The organism is Natronospirillum sp. (genome assembly GCF_022565775.1).
Lineage (GTDB): Bacteria > Pseudomonadota > Gammaproteobacteria > Pseudomonadales > Natronospirillaceae > Natronospirillum.
In genome coordinates, this window is the sequence record NZ_JAIUMC010000013.1 from 35,282 (window position 1) to 53,937 (window position 18,656).

The 18,656-nt window shown below is 59.2% G+C and carries 13 protein-coding genes and 1 pseudogene; 8 read left to right on the forward strand and 6 right to left on the reverse strand.

The features are described 5' to 3' along the window. Positions 1–52: 52 nt before the first annotated feature. On the reverse strand, positions 53–2,275 hold the full coding sequence (gene katG, locus LAT62_RS04865) for a catalase/peroxidase HPI (RefSeq protein ID WP_293379794.1): 2,223 nt from the start codon (positions 2,273–2,275) through the stop codon (positions 53–55). Positions 2,276–2,534: 259 nt separating this feature from the next. Then, positions 2,535–3,764: a chromate efflux transporter gene (chrA, locus tag LAT62_RS04870; RefSeq protein ID WP_293379797.1), complete on the reverse strand. Its 1,230-nt coding sequence runs from the start codon at positions 3,762–3,764 to the stop codon at positions 2,535–2,537. A gap of 167 nt (positions 3,765–3,931) precedes the next feature. Here chrA and LAT62_RS04875 point away from each other — a divergent pair, with 167 nt between their 5' ends. From LAT62_RS04875 to LAT62_RS04900, 5 genes and pseudogenes are all read left to right on the forward strand, one after another. Then, positions 3,932–5,167, forward strand: coding sequence for a bifunctional alpha/beta hydrolase/OsmC family protein (locus tag LAT62_RS04875; RefSeq protein WP_293379800.1), 1,236 nt, complete (start codon positions 3,932–3,934; stop codon positions 5,165–5,167). 82 nt (positions 5,168–5,249) lie between these two features. Next, the gene (locus LAT62_RS04880) at positions 5,250–6,194 is read left to right on the forward strand and encodes a 2-hydroxyacid dehydrogenase (protein WP_293379803.1); all 945 of its coding nucleotides are present in this window, start codon (positions 5,250–5,252) and stop codon (positions 6,192–6,194) included. Positions 6,195–6,309: 115 nt separating this feature from the next. Beyond that, positions 6,310–8,012 (forward strand): annotated as a pseudogene (gene arsA / locus LAT62_RS04890) (arsenical pump-driving ATPase). A 121-nt stretch (positions 8,013–8,133) separates the two neighbouring features. Then, a complete protein-coding gene (locus LAT62_RS04895; RefSeq protein ID WP_293379809.1) occupies positions 8,134–9,300 on the forward strand; it encodes a twin-arginine translocation pathway signal protein in 1,167 nt (388 codons plus the stop codon). After that, complete coding sequence (locus LAT62_RS04900; RefSeq protein WP_293379812.1) at positions 9,278–9,754, forward strand: MarR family transcriptional regulator; 477 nt, start codon at positions 9,278–9,280, stop codon at positions 9,752–9,754. Before LAT62_RS04895 ends, LAT62_RS04900 begins: the two co-directional genes overlap by 23 nt. A 16-nt stretch (positions 9,755–9,770) precedes the next feature. Here the strand turns inward: LAT62_RS04900 and dbpA are convergent, their stop codons facing one another. After that, on the reverse strand, positions 9,771–11,147 hold the full coding sequence (dbpA, locus tag LAT62_RS04905) for an ATP-dependent RNA helicase DbpA (RefSeq protein WP_293379815.1): 1,377 nt from the start codon (positions 11,145–11,147) through the stop codon (positions 9,771–9,773). Positions 11,148–11,449: 302 nt separating this feature from the next. On the opposite strand from dbpA, the gene LAT62_RS04910 reads away from it, so the two are divergent. Further along, positions 11,450–14,782, forward strand: a complete 3,333-nt coding sequence (locus tag LAT62_RS04910; protein WP_293379818.1) for a DUF1800 family protein — start codon at positions 11,450–11,452, stop codon at positions 14,780–14,782. A gap of 43 nt (positions 14,783–14,825) precedes the next feature. Here the strand turns inward: LAT62_RS04910 and LAT62_RS04915 are convergent, their stop codons facing one another. Together LAT62_RS04915 and LAT62_RS04920 are read right to left on the reverse strand one after the other, a co-directional pair. Further along, the gene (locus LAT62_RS04915; protein WP_293379821.1) at positions 14,826–15,485 is read right to left on the reverse strand and encodes a cyclic nucleotide-binding domain-containing protein; all 660 of its coding nucleotides are present in this window, start codon (positions 15,483–15,485) and stop codon (positions 14,826–14,828) included. Between the two features lie 150 nt (positions 15,486–15,635). Then, positions 15,636–15,983, reverse strand: a complete 348-nt coding sequence (locus tag LAT62_RS04920) for a rhodanese-like domain-containing protein (protein ID WP_293379824.1) — start codon at positions 15,981–15,983, stop codon at positions 15,636–15,638. A 226-nt stretch (positions 15,984–16,209) separates the two neighbouring features. On the opposite strand from LAT62_RS04920, the gene LAT62_RS04925 reads away from it, so the two are divergent. Continuing rightward, positions 16,210–17,373: a DUF1566 domain-containing protein gene (locus LAT62_RS04925; RefSeq protein ID WP_293379827.1), complete on the forward strand. Its 1,164-nt coding sequence runs from the start codon at positions 16,210–16,212 to the stop codon at positions 17,371–17,373. 11 nt (positions 17,374–17,384) lie between these two features. Continuing rightward, entirely contained in the window at positions 17,385–18,431 is a 1,047-nt protein-coding gene (locus LAT62_RS04930) for a DUF1566 domain-containing protein (protein ID WP_293379830.1), read from the forward strand. A 31-nt stretch (positions 18,432–18,462) separates the two neighbouring features. Here the strand turns inward: LAT62_RS04930 and LAT62_RS04935 are convergent. Then, on the reverse strand, positions 18,463–18,656 hold a 194-nt coding region (locus tag LAT62_RS04935), incomplete at its 5' end, for a hypothetical protein (protein WP_293379833.1).

Genomic DNA, 18,656 nt, shown 5'->3' on the forward strand with positions numbered 1-18,656 from the left:
AAAAAAGGGCAGCCTGTTATCAGGCTGCCCTTCGCGGCTCGTTCAACAGACCTCAGGCCAGATCGAACCGATCGGTGTTCATCACCTTGTTCCAGGCAGCGACAAAGTCCTTCACGAACTTCGCCTTGGCATCATGCTGGGCATAGACTTCGGCCAGCGCCCGCAGCTGCGAGTTGGAACCGAAGACCAGATCGACGCGCGTGCCGGTCCACTTCACTTGGCCGGACTTGCGATCACGACCCTCATACACGTTGTCTTCACCCGCCTTGGGGGTCCACTCGGTGTTGATGTCGGTCAGGTTGACGAAGAAATCATTCGTCAGCTTGCCGGGGGTTTTGGTGAACACACCATGCTGTGATCCCTTGAAGTTGGCATCCAGCACGCGCATGCCACCAACCAGGACAGTCATTTCCGGTGCGCTGAGTCCCAGTAGCTGTGACTTGTCGAGCAACATCTCTTCATCGGCTACTGTGAAGGCTGCCTTGCGGTAGTTGCGAAAGCCGTCTGCCTCAGGCTTGAGGAACTCGAAGGAGTCTGCATCGGTCTGCTCGGCCGAGGCATCGGTGCGCCCGGGTGAGAAGGGCACTTCAATGCTGTGGCCGGCATCCTGCGCTGCCTTCTCTACCGCAGCGTTGCCACCGAGCACGATCAGGTCGGCCAGAGAAACCTTCTTTCCACCGGACTGAGCCTGGTTGAAGTCGGACTGGACACCCTCAAGAGTCTCCAACACCTTGGCCAACTGCTGGGGCTGATTGGCCTCCCAGTCTTTCTGCGGGGCCAGGCGAATACGGGCTCCATTGGCACCGCCACGCATGTCGGAACCGCGGTAGGTTGAGGCCGAAGACCAGGCCGTGTAGACCAGCTCGGAGACACTCAGACCGGAAGCCAGAATCTTGTCTTTCAAATCCTTGATGTCCTGAGCGTTGACCAGCTCGTGGTCGACCGCTGGCACCGGGTCCTGCCAGATCAGGTCTTCGCTCGGCACTTCCGGGCCGAGGTAACGGGATTTCGGCCCCATATCGCGGTGCGTCAGCTTGAACCAGGCCCGCGCAAACGCATCTGCAAACTCTTCCGCGTTCTTGTGGAAGTGCTGCGAGATCTTGCGGTATTCCGGATCTTCGCGCATCGCCATATCGGCTGTGGACATCATGATGCCCACCTTTTGTGCGGCATTTTCCGCATCTGGTGCCTTGTGCTCTTCCTTTAGGTCTTTCGGTACCCATTGCTGGGCCCCGGCAGGGCTCTTGCTGAGCTCCCACTCGTTCCCGAACAGCACATCAAAATAGGTCATGTCCCACTGAGTCGGCGTCGGGGTCCAGGCGCCTTCCAGACCACTGGTGATGGTGTCCCGGCCCTTGCCGCTCTTGTAACTGCTGATCCAGCCGAAACCCTGCTGCTCGATCGGGGCTGCTTCGGGTTCCGGACCGACATGACTGTCGGGGCCGGCACCGTGCGTCTTGCCGAAGGTATGCCCACCGGCGGTCAGTGCCACGGTCTCGTAGTCGTCCATTGCCATGCGAGCAAAGGTTTCGCGAATATCGCGGGCTGACTTCAGTGGGTCCGGTTCGCCGTCCGGCCCTTCCGGGTTGACGTAAATCAGGCCCATCTGCACGGCAGCCAGTGGCCGCTCCAGATCGCGATCACCGGAATAGCGGCTGTTGGCCTTGTCACTGGTGGCCAGCCATTCTTTTTCGGCGCCCCAGTAGACGTCTTCTTCCGGCTGGAAAATGTCTTCGCGGCCGCCGGCAAAACCGAAGGTCTTGAAGCCCATGGATTCCAGAGCCACGTTGCCGGTCAGGATGAACAGATCGGCCCAGGACAGGCTGTTGCCGTACTTCTGTTTTACCGGCCAGAGCAAGCGCCGGGCCTTGTCCAGGTTGCCGTTGTCGGGCCAGCTGTTGAGCGGTGCAAACCGCTGGTTGCCGGTGCTGGCGCCCCCTCGGCCGTCGCCGGTGCGGTAGGTGCCCGCAGCGTGCCACGCCATCCGAATCATGAAGGGACCATAGTGGCCATAATCGGCGGGCCACCAATCCTGAGAATCTTTCAATACCTCTTCGATGTCCTGCTTGACCTTTTTCAGGTCCAGCTTCTTGAATGCGTCTGCATAGTTGAAATCTTCATCCAACGGATTGGACTTCGGATGGTGTTGATGCAGTATGTTCAGGTTCAACTGGTTTGGCCACCAGTCCTGATTGGCGGTGCCGGTCGTGCCCATCCGAGTTCTGGACCCGTGCATGACCGGACATTTTCCTGCTGTAGTTGTATCGGCACCCATAATGTTCTCCAGTGCTGGCTATCATGAATTTGTTATCCCTTGTCGGGCGGCGACTCTCGTCGGCCCGGAGCCATACTCCAGGCAGTCAGTTTGGAAGCGCGACCTGATAACTAACCTCGTACTGACTTCCGTTGCGCTTTTGACTGACATGACAAGGTATAGCACATGCAGTTATTGATACTAGTTATCTTTAATAACCGATACGATAGCTATTGGCTAATGCCGATCTGTATTCCTGTCTCCCGTCAACTGGTCGCCATTACAGGCCGAAAACCGAAATGCCGACACCACCGAGCGCGAGCAGCAACACCACCTTCAGCGAAGACACTTTCCAGACCGTCAGCAGCAGAAAGCCGGCGAGGGCCAGCGCGAACTGGAAGGGGCCAATGATGGCGCTGGTCCAAACCGGTTGATACAGCGCGGCGCCCAGTATCCCCACCACGGCTGCATTGGCGCCGCGCATGACCGCCTGGGTGGCCGTCCATTGGCGGAACCGATTCCACCAGGGCAGTACGGCGATCAATACCAGCAGCCCAGGCAGGAAGATGGCCGCCAGTGCCAGAATGGCGCCCAGAGCACCAGCGCTGACATAGCCCAGGTAGGCGGCAAAGGTGAACAAGGGTCCCGGCACTGCCTGGGCGGCACCGTAACCGGCAAGAAACTCATCCGGTGTCACCCAGCCTGACATCACCACCTCGGCCTGCAAAAGCGGCAGCACCACATGGCCGCCGCCGAATACCAGAGCACCGGCACGATAGAAAGCATCCACCAGCGCCACCGCATGCGATTCACCCAGCCAGGCCAGCAGTGGAAGCCCGAGCAACAAGGCGCCAAACAACCCGGCACAGAACAGCGCCAAACCGCGTGATACGGGCACATGCAAATCCACGGCGGCGGCATCGTTGGGGCCGCGACAGAGCCACCAGCCCAGCAGCGCACCGGCGACGATGGCGCTGACCTGCCCGAGTGGCCCGGCGACCAGAAATACGATAAAGATTGCTGCCAGAGCAATACCGGTGCGCGTGCGATCCGGGCACAGATTGCGCGCCATGCCCCACACCGCATGGGCGACTATGGCTACCGCAACAATTTTCAGACCATCCACAATGCCGGTGCCCACGGGTCCCGCCAGCCAGGCCGCGCCGAGGGCGAACAGCACTAGCGCAATGGCCGACGGCAGCGTGAACGCCGTCCAGGCCGCTGCGGCGCCCAGCGGGCCGGCGCGCATCAGACCCAGGGCAAAACCGACCTGGCTGCTCGCCGGGCCGGGCATGAACTGGCATAGCGCCACCAGGTCTGCATAGGCCTTTTCGTCCAACCAGCGACGTCGCTCGACAAATTCGGTGCGGAAATACCCCAGGTGCGCGATAGGCCCGCCAAAGGAGGTCAGCCCCAGCATCAGGAAGGCCGTGAAGACCTCCAGTGCGGAACCTTTCGCATGCGGCTGCCCGGGAGATGCAGTCGTGTCAGTTGACCGGGAAGGGGTCATGGTGCTGATCCTTCTATTTGCGGAGGCAGAGAGCGTCGCGTCCCGTTTCAGCAGCCCGGTCGATGTTAATGGCGGGCACAGGGTCGCCTCTGGCACACTAAGACAATATGCGGAACCCATGGCAATTCTGTGAATCAGAGTTCCGACCACCGGACAGGGAAAATACCATGAGCGCACAGAGACAGAAACTGACGTTTGACAATGCACAGGGCCATACGCTGGCCGGCCTGCTCGAGCTGCCGGCCGGCCCGGTGCTGGGGTATGCGCTGTTTGCCCACTGCTTTACCTGCGGCAAGGATATTCGCGCGGCCTCGCGCATTGCCCGTGCTCTGGCCGGGCAGGGTATCGCCACGCTGCGCTTTGACTTTACCGGCCTCGGCAACAGTGACGGAGACTTCGCCAACACCAACTTTTCCTCCAATGTGGAGGATCTGGTAGCCGCCGCAGAGTATCTGAAAACCCATCATCAGGCACCGGCGCTGCTGATCGGCCACAGTCTTGGCGGGGCTGCCGTGCTGGCCGCAGCCGGGCAGGTGCCCTCGGCAAAAGCCGTGGTGACCATTGGCGCGCCCTCCGAGCCGGACCATGTGGCCCACCTGTTCGAGGGCGACCGTGATGAAATTGAACAGGACGGCGAAGCCAACGTCTGTCTCGCCGGGCGCCCGTTTCGGATCCGCAAGCAGTTTCTGGAAGACATCGAGGCGCATAACCTGGCCGAGCACATTCGCAAACTGCGCCGGCCGCTGCTGGTCTTTCATGCCCCGATGGACGAGACGGTATCGATCAATGAAGCGGCCGTGATCTACCAGCACGCCCTGCACCCCAAGAGCTTTGTATCGCTGGATGATGCCGACCACTTGGTGACCCGCGATGCCGACGCCGCCTATATTGCCGATACGCTGGTGGCCTGGGTGAAGCGCTACTTGGAAGTGGACAACGAGGGTGATGACAGGCCCTCGGTACAAAAGGGCCATGTCATGGTGACAGAGCAGGACAAGGCCTTCACGCGGCTTGTTTATGCCGACCAGCATCACTGGCTGGCCGACGAGCCCACAGCCATGGGTGGCAAGAATCTGGGACCTGACCCGTATGAGCACCTGCTGGCGGCGCTCGGTACCTGCACGTCCATGACCATCCGCATGTACGCCAACCACAAAAAGTGGCCGGTGGAAGACATTCAGGTTTCACTCACCCATGACCGGGAACACTGTGCCGACTGCGCAGCCTCGGGCCTGCCCACGGACAGCAAGGGCAAGATCGACATAATCCGGCGTACCGTACATATCGACGCTCCAGAGCTGGATGAAGAGCAACACCAGCGCCTTTTGGAAATCGCGGATCGCTGCCCGGTGCACAAGACGCTGACCAACACCATTCGCATCGAAACGGTTGCCGGCGACTGACCATCCCGGCGGTGAGGACCAGAGACAACGTCTGCTGTTTCGGTTAGCTTACGAGACTGAACAGCAGCACTCAGGAAGCAAGATGAAAGTTCTCTTCGCTGCCCCAGAAGATGCCTGGGGCGGGATTCTGGGTCATTTCCGCACGGCGCTGCCGGATGTCGAATTCATCGCCGGGGGTTTGAACCCAGCGGATCTGTCCGGTTATGACGTGGTGATTCCCACCATGAGCCGCATTGATCAGGCCTGCATCGAGACGGCCGACCAGTTGCGCCTGATTCAGCAGATCGGCGCCGGCCTCGAGGGCGTGGATCTCGATGCCGCCAGGGCCCGGCAGATCGCTGTGGCCAATGTGCCCACGGATGTGTCCGGCAATGCCGACTCGGTGTCGGAGATGGCCCTCTACTTCATGCTGGCGCTGATGCGCCGCACCAGTGAGCATGCAGCACAACGTGAGGCCCGCCAACTGGGTCTGCCGGTGGGACGCAGTCTGCATGGCGCCACTGTAGGTATTGTCGGGTTTGGTGCCATCGGGCAGGCCATCTGCCGGCGACTGGATGGCTTCGGCGCGCGCTGCCTGGCGCTCAAGACTCGCGTCGATCAGGCCCTGGTGGAACGCCACGGGCTGGCCGGCATGGGCACGCTGGCGGATTTGCCCTGGCTGCTGGCGGAGTCCGATATTGTCGTGCTGGCGGTGCCGGATACCGAGGCCACACACCAGATGATGAACCGGAACAGCCTGGCGCAGATGAAACCGGGCAGCTATCTGATCAATATCGGTCGTGGTGGCCTGGTATCGCGTGATGCCCTCCATGAAGCCCTGCACAGTGGCCATCTGGCCGGCGCCGGGCTGGATGTCTTCTGGGAGGAACCGCCCGATCCGGCCGACCCGCTGTTTCAACTGAATGTGCTGACGTCACCCCATGTCGCCGGCCTGACCGATCGCTCGGTGACCGGCATCATGCAGGTTGCGGCGGACAACATCAGTGCTCTCAGTAATGACGAGCCCCTGCTGTACCGAAAAGTGTAAGTGTGGTTGATTGAGCTGCGTCAATGGCTCCGGTGAACGGGCCTGTTATTTTAGCACTATGTAATGTTTGTCCCGGAAAGTCGGGCACAGGCTGTATAGACATCAGGAGGGAGCCATGTTCACAGACTTGCCAAAATACGTTTTTTTCACCGGCAAAGGCGGTGTGGGCAAGACCTCACTGGCCTGTGCCACCGCCGTCAACCTTGTGGAGCAGGGCAGGTGTTCGAGACGACGCTGGGCAATGAGGTGCGGGCCATCACGGCAGTGCCCGGGCTGGATGCCATCGAAGTGGACCCGGAAGCCGCAGCGCAGGCCTATCGTGATCGCATTCTCACGCCTTTGGCGGAAACCGCCAGCGAGGAAGAAATGCGCAGCGCCACTGAGCAGCTGTCCGGTGCCTGCACGACCGAAATAGCAGCATTCGATGAATTCACTTCCCTGCTGACCGATCCGGATCTGGTCGACCGGTATGACCACGTCATCTTTGATACCGCGCCCACCGGCCACACCATTCGTTTGCTGAAACTGCCCGGTGCCTGGTCCGGCTTCTTGTCCACCGGGAAGGGGGATGCATCCTGCTTGGGGCCTCTGGCGGGGCTGGACAAGCAGAAGGCCCGCTACGCCGAGGCCGTGGAACGCCTGTCCGATGCCCAGGAAACCCGGCTCATTCTGGTAGCGCGACCACGCACGTCGGCCCTGAAGGAGGTGGCTCGCACCGCGGAGGAACTGGCGGCGATCGGGCTGCGCAATCAGCATCTGGCCATCAATGGTGTCATGCCGACCATGGAGGGCGACGATGCACTGGCACAGGCCCTGTACAACAAGGATCAGGCGGCGCTGGACCAGATGCCGGAAGTCATTCGTCAACTGCCGCGCGAGGACTTTCCGCTGCGCCCGGAAAACCTGGTCGGTCTGGACGCCCTAAAGCGCTTTGCACGTAGTCAACCGGCGCCGGCAGACGCTGCTTCGACGCACGCTGCCACGGGCGATTATCCCGACCTGAGCACGCTGGTGGATGATGTGGAAGTCAGAGACAAGGGGCTGCTGATGTTCATGGGCAAGGGCGGGGTCGGCAAGACCACCATGGCCGCCGCGTTTGCTGCAGAGCTGGCCAGGCGAGGCCATGAAGTGCTGCTGACCACCACCGACCCGGCGGCTCATCTGAATGAAACACTGGGCGATGTATTGCCGAACCTGACCGTCAGCCGCATTGACCCGGCGGTGGAAATCGAGCGCTACAAGGACGAGGTCATGAAGCGCAAGGGCAAACACCTGGACGCGGAAGGCCTGGCGATGCTGGAAGAAGACCTGCGCTCACCCTGCACCGAGGAAATTGCCGTGTTTCAAGCGTTTTCGCGAGTCATTCGCGAAAGCAGCAAACACTTTGTGGTCATGGATACCGCGCCCACCGGGCATACGCTGCTATTGCTGGACACCACTGGCTCCTACCATCAGGACATGATGCGCCACAGCGGTGACGACAAGTCAGTGCGCATGGTCACACCCATGATGCGGTTGCAGGACCCGGATGCCACCCAGGTCATGATAGTCACCTTGGCCGAAACCACGCCCATCCTTGAGGCAGAAAAACTGCAGCAGGACCTGCGCCGAGCCGGCATCGAACCCTGGGCCTGGATTATCAACGCCAGCCTCGCCGCCGCCGACACCCGGCATCCACTGCTGGCGCAACGCGCCCGTGCCGAACACCCGCAGATCGAGAAGGTCGCCTCCGACCTGGCCGCCCGCTTCGCCGTGGTACCCATGCAGGCGGAAGACCCAGCCGGAGCAGACCGTCTGCTGTCACTGGTTCAGCTTTAGACTCGGCGCTGCGTCACCGTAAGCCCAAAGAACTTGCCTGAACATATAGTACGATTTCGTACTTGTATAGTACGAAATCGTACTATATAGTGATGCCACATCACACAGGAGAGGCCTTGTCATGACTGTCGAGAAAACTGGTCGCAAATTGTCCCGAAGAAACTTCATCGCGCTGGCAGGCGGCGGCGTGGTGCTGGCTGTGGGTGCCGGTATTGGCGCCTTTTCACTGACGCGTACACCCAATGCCGCGCTGGCCCCCTGGGCGCAGGCCGGTCAATACACGGAGCCGCGTCGCTTTGCACTGTCACATGCCATACTGGCACCCAATGCCCATAACCTGCAGCCATGGATGGTGGACTTGAGCGAGCCAGGTATCGTGACGCTGCTTCCGGACCCGACGCGCCGTTTGCCCGCGACTGACCCCTTTGATCGACAACTGACAATCAGTCTGGGGTGCTTTCTGGAGCAGATGACCATAGCGGCCTCGGCGGCCGGCTACCGGGTGGAGACGGAGTTGTTTCCCGAGGGCTCGTCTGCCGAGACGCTGGGGGACAGACCGGTGGCCCGCTCCCGGTTCATCGAGGCTGACATCGCCACAGATCCTCTGTTCGCGCAGATTCCCCACCGCCGTTCCACCAAGGATGCCTTTGACATGCAGCAACCGGTAGCGGCGAGTCTGCTCGGTGAACTTGAACCCGAGGTGTCCGGCATACGTTTCGACGGCACGGTAGAGCAGGCACGTGTGGACAGGCTGCGCACCCTGATCTGGGAGGCCTGGGAGACCGAGTACAGCACGCCGGCTGCGCATCATGAAAGCGTTGGTCTGATGCGTCTGGGCAAGACTGAAATCAACAGCAATCCGGATGGGATCAGTGTGGGCGGCATGCCACTGGAGGCACTGATCAGCACCGGCGTGGTGACGCGAGAAGCGTTGGCAACGCCGGGTACCATGGCCTATCAGGCCGGTATCGACATGTATCAGCCCGTGCTTGAGGCTACGCCGGCCTTTGTCTGGCTGACCAGTGTCGACAATACGCGCGAGAGCCATATCTCGGCTGGCAGAGCCTGGTTGCGTCTCAACCTGCTGACCACCGCCAATGGGCTGGCCCTGCATCCGGTCAGTCAGTGTCTGCAGGAGTATCCGGAAATGGAACCGCACTACCAGTCTGCCCACCAGTTGCTGGCACAGGAGGGTGACACTGTTCAGATGCTGGGTCGTTTGGGGTATGCTGCGCCTCCACCGCCAAGCCCTCGCTGGAGTCTGGATGACAAGATCAAACACGCCTGACAGTGAACAACCTGCCGACGGGCGGGTCATGTTCGAGTTGCTGAATGAGGTGGGCATTATTGCCCAGCTCAGCCGCAGTATGCTCGAATCGCGCCTAGAAGACGGGCTGACCATGCATCATTTCACGGCGCTGAATCATCTGGTCAGGCTGGGTGACGGCTGCACACCGAAAGACATGGCGAAGGCGTTCCAGGTACCCAAGACCAGCATGTCGCACACTCTGGCCGGGCTGGAGAAAAGAAGGCTGGTGCGCCTGGTACCGAATCCGGAAGACGGGCGTGGCAAGCGGGTCATCCTGACCGAAGCCGGGCGGGCGCAGCGCGAGCGTTCGATTGAAGCGCTGGCGCCGGACATCTCTGCCCTGCTGCCCAAACTGGGGGCGGAGGAAGCCCTGGCCATTCTGCCCACCCTGCGCAAACTGCGGGCTCTGCTCGACAGGTCCCGGGACAGCTGAGCCTTGGCGACGCTGCTCAGATTCTCCTGACCCGTACCGAGCGCCCCTTGATCTTGTCCTGACTCAGTTTCGCCAGCGCCTGTTTGGCGCTGGCGCGCTGCACTGCGACATAGGCGGTCTGGTCAAACAGGGCGATCTTGCCGACTGACTTGCCATCAATGCCTCCCTCTCCGGTCAGCGCCCCGAGAATATCACCTGGCCGTAGCTTCTGTTTGCGGCCGGCATCCAGTTGCAGGGTCACCATGGGTGGTTTGGGGATATTGGTGGCCTTTGGTTCCGGCAGAGGCTGCTCGACAAACTGCGTATCCATATAGGACTCCAGATCCGCCAGACGGTGCCGCTCCTTGTCACTGAACAGGGTAGCGGCTCTGCCCGATTGATCGGCCCGGCCGGTTCGACCGATGCGGTGCAGATGCACTTCGGTGTCCAGCGCCATCTGGTAATTGACCACCAGATCCAGCGCTTCGATGTCGATGCCGCGGGCGGCCACATCGGTGGCGACCAGAATGGACACACTGCGATTGGCAAAGCGCACCAGCACCTGGTCCCGCTGCTTCTGCTCCAGATCACCGTTCAGCGCGACTGCGGTGAATCCTTCCGCCTTCAGCGCCGCAGCGACATCAACGGTCATCTCCTTGGTGCGACAGAAGACAATGGCACTCTCCGGCAATCGTGCGCGCAGCAGCTTCACCAGAGCCTGCAGTCGTTCGTCTTCGTTCGCCACCCAGTGAAAGGATTGCTCGATGCGCGGTGCGGTCTCGGTCTCTTCGACGCGGGCCATGACCGGCTGCTGCATGACGCGATCCGCCAGTTGCCGGATGTGCTTCGGATAGGTGGCGCTGAACAGCAGCGTCTGCCGCCTGGCAGGCACCTGCTCCAGAATGGCATCCAGTGAGGGCTGAAAGCCCATGTCCAGCATGCGGTCGGCCTCGTCCAGTACCAGCAGACGCAGATGGCTGAGGTCCAGCTTGCCCTTGCGCACATGCTCTTCGACCCGCCCCGGCGTGCCGACAATGATATGTGCGCCATGCTCCAGTGAGCCCACCTGGGGGCCGAACGGCATGCCGCCGCACAGTGTCAGCACTTTCACATTGTGCTGTGTCCGCGCCAAAGCGCGCAGGCTCTTGGTGACCTGATCGGCCAGTTCCCGGGTCGGGCACAGTACCAGCGCCTGCACCCGCCAGAACGCCACATCCAACTGGTTCAGCACCCCAAGACCAAAGGCCGCGGTTTTGCCCGAACCGGTTTTCCCCTGACCGATCACATCCTTGCCGGCCAGTACCGGGGGCAGGCTGAGCGCCTGAATCGGCGTCATCTGGTGGTAGCCCAGGCTGTCGAGGTTCTGCAGAAGTTCGGGCTTCAGGGGCAACTGGGTGAAGTCGGTCGAGGTCAAAAGGGCGCTCCGTTATCTGTTGGCAGCGCATTGTACAGCATCGGGCGCCAGATTTTGCTCATTCCGGAGACGCACTGGCTGTCCTGTTTTTCTGTCGATCTCGCCTTATTTTGCGTTACTGCCGTCCGTGTGCTTTATTTAGAATCATGACACGGATTCGTTTCAGGGTTATCCGGTTACCTGCCTTCGTACCCTCCCGCGCAGACAAGCGCCAGCGGGCCTGGATTGGCTGCGAGAGTCCGCCAGCCAGGCATCATTGAATTCACAGGTTCAGCGGTGAGCCTGTCTCTGGAACAGACACCATGGTTGCAGTTCAACTCGGGTTGTCATCCTGGCAACGTCTGCTCGGCATCAGTCTGCTGCCATTGGCGCTGCTGTTGGCCGGCTGTAATGGATCTTCCTCGTCCTCCTCTTCTTCGTCATCCTCGGCAAACCAGGAGTCGGAGACATCAGAGGTAGAGTTCGAAGCCGCGGATCCTCCGCAGGAGGTCAGTGGCGGATTGACGTTTGTGTCGTCCGATGAATGGACAGAAGGTGCGGTCAGACGTGTGCTCCACCTGTTCGCCTTTGGTGGCCATGCCTCCGATGAACAAATCAATGCCTGGGCTGCAATGCCGCCGGCTGAAGCCATTGCTGAGATTCTGGTGGTGGATGAGTTTCATCCGTTGCTGTCGCCGATAGAGAGCGCTGACCATGTCGGTAGCGACGGTACTCTGTCCGGTCTGAGTGATTATTGGTCCAGCGACGCCGCGAGCAACCCGCTGCGGGAGATGCGCGGCCATTATGCTCTTGCCGGAGACGATAGTTGGCGCTCACCGGCGCGGCTCTGGTATCAGGCCACGATGACTCGCGGTTTGAATCCCGTGCGACAGAAAATCGGCTTGTATCTGACCAATTACCATCTGGCCGTGAATCTCAATGCCAATGGCATGATCAATCACCAGGTCGTGCGCTACTACGACGACATCATGACCGCAGTAGAAGAGGGCCGTTCATTTGATGAAGTGCTCACTGTCGCCGCTGCCAGTTCGGCCATTGCTCAGCAGTACAACCACCGTGTGGCCACCTTTGACAATGGCGTCTTTCGAGGCAATGAAAATTTTGCGCGGGAATATTTCCAGCTCTTCTTCGGTATTCTGAACAGCAGCAACAACCCGTCCGATTTCGACGGGGACGAGACATACCACGAGGAAGTCACCATCCCCAACATGGCGCGCCTGCTCACTGGCATACAGTTGGGTGGTGACGCCTGGGACAGTCCTGAAAAGGCGGATGTCACCTACGACCAGGATTCCCATCACCGGGCTGACCTGGAGATTCTGGGGCATCAGATTGCCGGCAACAATGCGCTCGAGAAGCTGGAGCAACTCGGGCCTCTGGCCATCGAGCATCCACAGAGCCTGCACAATCTGCCGGTGATGATCATCCGCTGGCTGGCCGACGACGAGATCATGGACAAGCCGGAGATGAAAGACCGCCTGCGGGCGCACTGGGCCGGTATGGACGAGAAGGAACTGATGGCGTTCCTTCGGGCCTATGCCATCAGCACCGATTTCCACACGGCGGATCGGGTCAAGTACTACAGCATTTTTGACCGTCTGATGACCGTCCACAACCTGCTGTCCACGCGCAACGACGATGTCTTCCGGCTGGACTACAACGAGGACAATGATCAGTGGAACTATGTGTATAACCACGAATGGGATCTGTGGGAGCAGGGTTTCTCAGTCTTTGTGCCCTACCATGATGTATTTGGCGGGCAGACCGGGCTGGACGCCTACACCAGTACGGATTATTTCCGTCAGACCTACAACATGGTCACCCAGCATACCTGGCGCTATATCCGCAACGAGCTGGAGGGCCCCGACGGTGATGTGATCTGGCGCAAGCGCTGGGAAACCGCACTGCCGGAGTCTTCCAACGACAGCTATTACACGGTCAAAGAGCTGTCGGAATGGCTTTGGCAGCGATTTATCGCTGATGATCTGGCCAACTTCGGCCCTCTCGAGCGTGTCTATGTGTATGCCTTTGTGGCCTCAGGGCAGGACCCAGTTCCAGGATCTCGCCAACCAGACGATCGACAACACCATGACGCCGGAGCACGAAGCCTTGCTGGCCAATCGCCTGGGTCAGGCGATCAGCTTTATCGTATCGACACCCTATATGTATTATCAGGAGGGGCGCTAATGCAGCGGCGTGAATTTCTGAAAGGGGCAGTCTCTTCCCTGGCCGGCGCACGCTGGCTGGCCGGGGGCGGAGCCCTTGCAAGCGGGCTGGTGATGTCGGCACCGGCGCTGGCCAGTCCACAGGACTCGAAACTGGTCATTCAATTGACCCTGGATGGCGGGCCTGACTTCCGCCATCTTTTTGTGCCCCAGCCCTCGACCAGCAGTGGATTCGGCAAAACCTACTGGGCGCAGAATTTTCGCACGCACGGTCTGGAGAACGGCACCTACGATAAAGCCATGACCCGCTGGGATCAGGATTATGTGCCGGTCACACTGAACGGCGAGACTTTCGGCGTCTTGAAAAAAGCCCAGTGGCTGGCCGATCTGCTGGCGGACGACAAGTCGGTCGGTGCTGCCCTGATCAACAATATGGTGGGCTCCACCTCGCGGGACCATGTTCATGCGCTGCTGGCACTGGACTATGGACGTCACGATACGCTGGCCAGCGAGTATGGTCGTTCGGGATGGGGCGGTCGTTTGGCAGACACCCTGGGTGGCAGGGTGGCTTCTTTGACCCGCACACCACGCAACCTCTGTTTTGCCCCGGCCAGCACGGGCAGCAACCAGCGGGCGGAAACCGACAGCATGCTGACGCTGGGCAATGCGCGAAATGCCGGCCTGTTCGATCAACGGCGCCAGAGCGACGATGAGCGTCACTGGAATGCCGGCCAGTCCAGAGCCTTGGGCGGTTACTATTCGGCACTCCAGGACTCGAACACCAACCCCAGAATGTCGCGGCTTCTGGAGCATGAACAGCAGTTGCGGTCACTGGGGCAGTCCCTTGAAGAGCGGCTGCAGGACGTTGCGGTGCCGGAAGCCATCGCCCGTCTGTCAGACAGCAGCAGTTCGGTAACCCTGCATCGTTCCGACTTTGCCCGCCAGATTGCCAGTGCGCATGATCTGATCAATCACAGCGCAGACCTGATGGGCATGCGGTTGATCTCGATGGATTATCACGGCTGGGACAGCCACGATAACCAGAAAACCATGATCGAGCCCAACTTCGAGGACCTCTTTGACCCGGATCGTGGCCTGGAATCCCTGTTCGACAGCATGGATACAACTGCGCGGCAGAATGTCGTGGTGGTGATCAATGGCGAGTTCGGTCGCCAGACCCGCAGCAATCGTGACGCCGGTACCGATCACGGGCGCGGCAACAGCATGCTGGTACTCGGCGAAAAAGTTCAGACCGGGATATATGGCGAACTGTTTCCGGAGTCTGAGGTGGATCGTATGGTCGATGCCGTATTGCCCGACATAGAAGGGCGGACCACCATCGAGCACCTGCACAAGGCGCTGGCGGACTGGGCTCTGGGCGCTGACAGCGGGTCGAATGTGGTGAACCGGGATCTGGGCCAGTTGATTCGAGAGACAGGCCTCGATCTGGACAGCCTGTTCACCTCCTGATCGCAGACGGTGCCGGGTCCGATCAAGCGCTGACGGTGGGTTATCAGGTTTCCAGAATTGGATCTCCGTGACGGGAGAGCTTCTGCGCCATGTCGATACCCAGAATATTCTGCATGGCGTTTTTCAGGTTCGGGTGTTTGCGATAAAGGCGCTCCAGGTCCTCACGCTGCCAGATCAGGTATTGTACGGGCTCGGTAGTGACGACATCGGCACTGGTCGGATTTCCGGTGGCGAAGCTCATTTCACCGATAAAGTCTCCGGGGCCGACATTGGCGCGGAAAATCCCGTGCTTTCTGACTTCGGCCCGCCCCTGATGGATCAGCATCAACTGGCCAAGGCGCACACCGTGCTCGATCAGAGTGTCGCCCGACTGCGCTTCGGACCACTGTGCGGGCTTGAGCACATGCAGCATTTCGCGTGGGGTCAGGGTGCGAAAGGTGGAAATATGCAGTTGTTGCTCCGCTTCGGTCAGTTGAACGGGCCGGCGTTCCAGCAGCAGCACCGTCAGGTTGATGCTGTTGATGATGATAAATGCCACCTGCCAGCCCATGGCCGAATAAAGAGGCTCAGACTGGGCGAAGAAATAGGGCAGTGTCAGGCTGGCTGCGAGGATGGTGATGGCACGCAGCCAGGCCATATCCCGAACCACATAGGCCAGGCAGAATAACAGGTTGGCAACAAAAAACAGGCCAAGATAGAACATCGCACAACATCCCTGTAGACAGCTTGAAAGGGGCGAGCCTACATCATGACAATGGATACGACCACCAAGCGTGCCACTGACTTGCAACGATGTTCCAAATGAAGTCGAGGATGCCCAGTCTCAAGGCGAAACCCGACGCTCGGGCCTACTTTAATCCAGTGCGCGATAGCCGTTGAGCCCGCCCGCAATAACACTGACATCGCGGTAGCCCATGCTCTGCAGCGCTGCAGCGGACAGTGAGCCCCGGTTGAGGGCATTGCAGTAGCACAGGATCGGTGTGTCCAGATCCGGTATCTTGTCTTCCACCAGCATCTCCAGCTTGCCTCGGCTGATATTCACGGAACCGGGTATATGGCCCTTGGCGTGCTCTTCGCTGTCGCGAATATCCAGTACGACGGCTCCGTCGGCAGCCAAACGGTCAACGTCCTCAGGTGCCACCTCTCTGACTTGAGCGCGAGCGGCATCCGCCATGGCCTGAAACTTTTGTGAGTACTGCATGACTTGATCCTCAATATATTAGAAAGAACTAATATTAAAGTTTGAAACCTGAGCCGTCAATCAGTTGCGCGGTATTGGACTTCGGAAAGCAGGACGAATGGTTGGCCTTTGTACCATTTGGTAGATGCCAGACCTCGCATCAGCGTTTAGCGTGCAGCCATGGGTGAAGTGCCGCCTCGAACCAGTCTGGCACTTCGTTGTAAGCCAACCATTATGTGGATAATCAATGAACAAACTAATCATGACACTGGCGTTGGTCAGCGGCGCCATGCTGTTGAGTGCATGTAACAGCAGCTCCAGCAGTAACTCCGGCAGTGGCTCCAACACCACGGGTGATAATGGCAACACGGGTGGCAACAACACTGGTACAGATGTTGCGGTCGATACCTCCAATCTGGCAGTACGCACCCAGCCCATGCGAGGAAGCGTCCTCGTTGATTTTGAAGCAATCAACGGTGCCGACACCTACCTGGTCTACACCAGCACCAGCGATATCAGCAGTTCAAGCCCGTCAGCCGGCGCTAGCGCCGTGTTCACCTGCCCAGAATCGCCCTGTTTAGTCTCCGGCCTTGAAAATGGCCGCTTACTGAACTTGCGCTTGGAGGCGGCCTCTGGTTCCAGCCAGGTGGACATCAGCTCACAACTGGCCGTGGTGGCTGGGGCTATCAACGATTCGGGCGAAAGTAGCTGTATCACCGTCGGCAACGATGCTTTCTCGGAAGCGATCGCGGGCTGCACCCAAATACCCACCGGATCAGACATTTGGCCCACAGCTGTCTTCAATGGTGCTGTTGAATTGCCGGCAGGACGGGTGGCACAACAAGATGGCAACTCGGGCCGTGATGCCAATGGCCAGCTCATCAAGCTGGGCTCTGGTGAGGCGAGCTTTGATTACACCAAGTTGGATAGCAACGGCAACCCCGTCAGTGCATCCAGCACTGCCTTCGAATGTTTGAGAGACAATGTAACCGGCCTTGTTTGGCAAACAAACCGCCCCTCAGGCCAGGATTGGCAGGGTCTTAAACGTGACTATGGTGCTGCCGAGAGTCACTCTGAAGAATATAGCCGCTGTGGATTAACCAGCGGCTGGCGCTTGCCCACCAAAGCAGAGGCCGAAAGCCTGCTGCACTACAGCCGAACCGGTGTCAGCGCCGATACCACTTTCTTCACCGACCTGGAAGACGACTGGTATTGGACAAGCTCGGCTTACCCAGCTGCGTTGTCAGGGCCAGATGCCGATCTTGGTGTTCAGAACGATAGTGTTGGCTCCAACTTCCATCACTGGGTCATAAATTTTACCACGGGGCAGCGTTCAACCTTCGACTTTAATGGTGCAGGCCCTGAAAGCCAGTCTTTGACGATGTACGTTAACTCAACGGCCAACCAATAAGGAGACAACACATGAAAAAAACTATCTTAGCGATTGGCCTAAGCACTTTGGTTACGAGTCATGCTTTCGCGACTTGTCAACCCAGCACACCGACCAGCGACTTTTTGCGCTATACCGATGGCGTGGTGATCCACAAACCGACGGGTTTGATGTGGCAGGCCTGCAGCGTCGGGCAGACATGGGAGTGGCAGGGCGGCGTGGGTGTATGCACCATGCCTTCTGATTTAGGCGATACCCGAGTAACCTTTGAGGATGCGCTGGCCTATATGGAATTTGACAGCGATATTGATCTGGAAGCCATCTTTGGTGCCGAGGTTCTGGCCGAGAATGGGTTCCCCTCTACGTTGCCCAGCCCACTGGAAAGCGCGTCTCGCTTGGCAGGATATGATGATTGGCGCATTCCCAACGCACGAGAAATGCTCTACCTGTTCGAAACTTGCGCCACACCAAGCAGTAACGGCAACAGCTATGTCAACAACGAGGTGTTCCCCAATCAATTTGTCGATGCCAGTGATTACCAGCATGATATCAACCGCAACAACGATTTGACGGCTGAAACCCGCCCTTACCGCATCTATTCGCGCGATGCTGCCACCGTCAACACGCAAGCCGGCCTTTATGACAATAATGCTGCGAAGAACTTTTTCTTTAACACCTTTTTAACAGCCACTTTAGGCGGTCAAAGGCCAAATGCAGGCGCTGAAACCTTTGCCGAGATGATCCACGTAGCGCATTTCCACCCCATCAGTGCCGAGGGTAATATTCCGGGACCTGCAGGGTCTGCCACAATGTACGCGCCAGGCCAACGTTTGGGTACGACCAGCCGGGTTGATTACAGCTATGGTGGCATGGGCTTGTTCAATCAGCTTCGCATAACACCTTTGGGTAGAAGCAACCCATTAGACTTGTACGAAGTAGCCTGTTCTGATCCCACAATCAGTCATTGTGAACCCCTGGGCAGTAATGCAAATAGCCAAAGAGTTGATCTAGGCCTCCGCCTCCGCCCGGTGCGCACCGCGCAGCCCACCGATTACAGCCGCGAAGGTTTGATCGACTGAACCATCCCCTGCAGGCCGTGGAGGGTCGGCATCAGAGCATGCGATAAATGGCTTCGGGCTCACTCAACGCCAGGGTGAGCCCACTTTTTTCGAACCCCCGAATCTGAACCTTTGGATTCAACTCCGTAAAGATGTTGAGATACTCAAAGGGCGTGGTCGGATTGTCTTTCCCATGCAGCAGTGTCAGAGGTATATCGCATTCACTGACGTAGTGCCCCCAGTCTT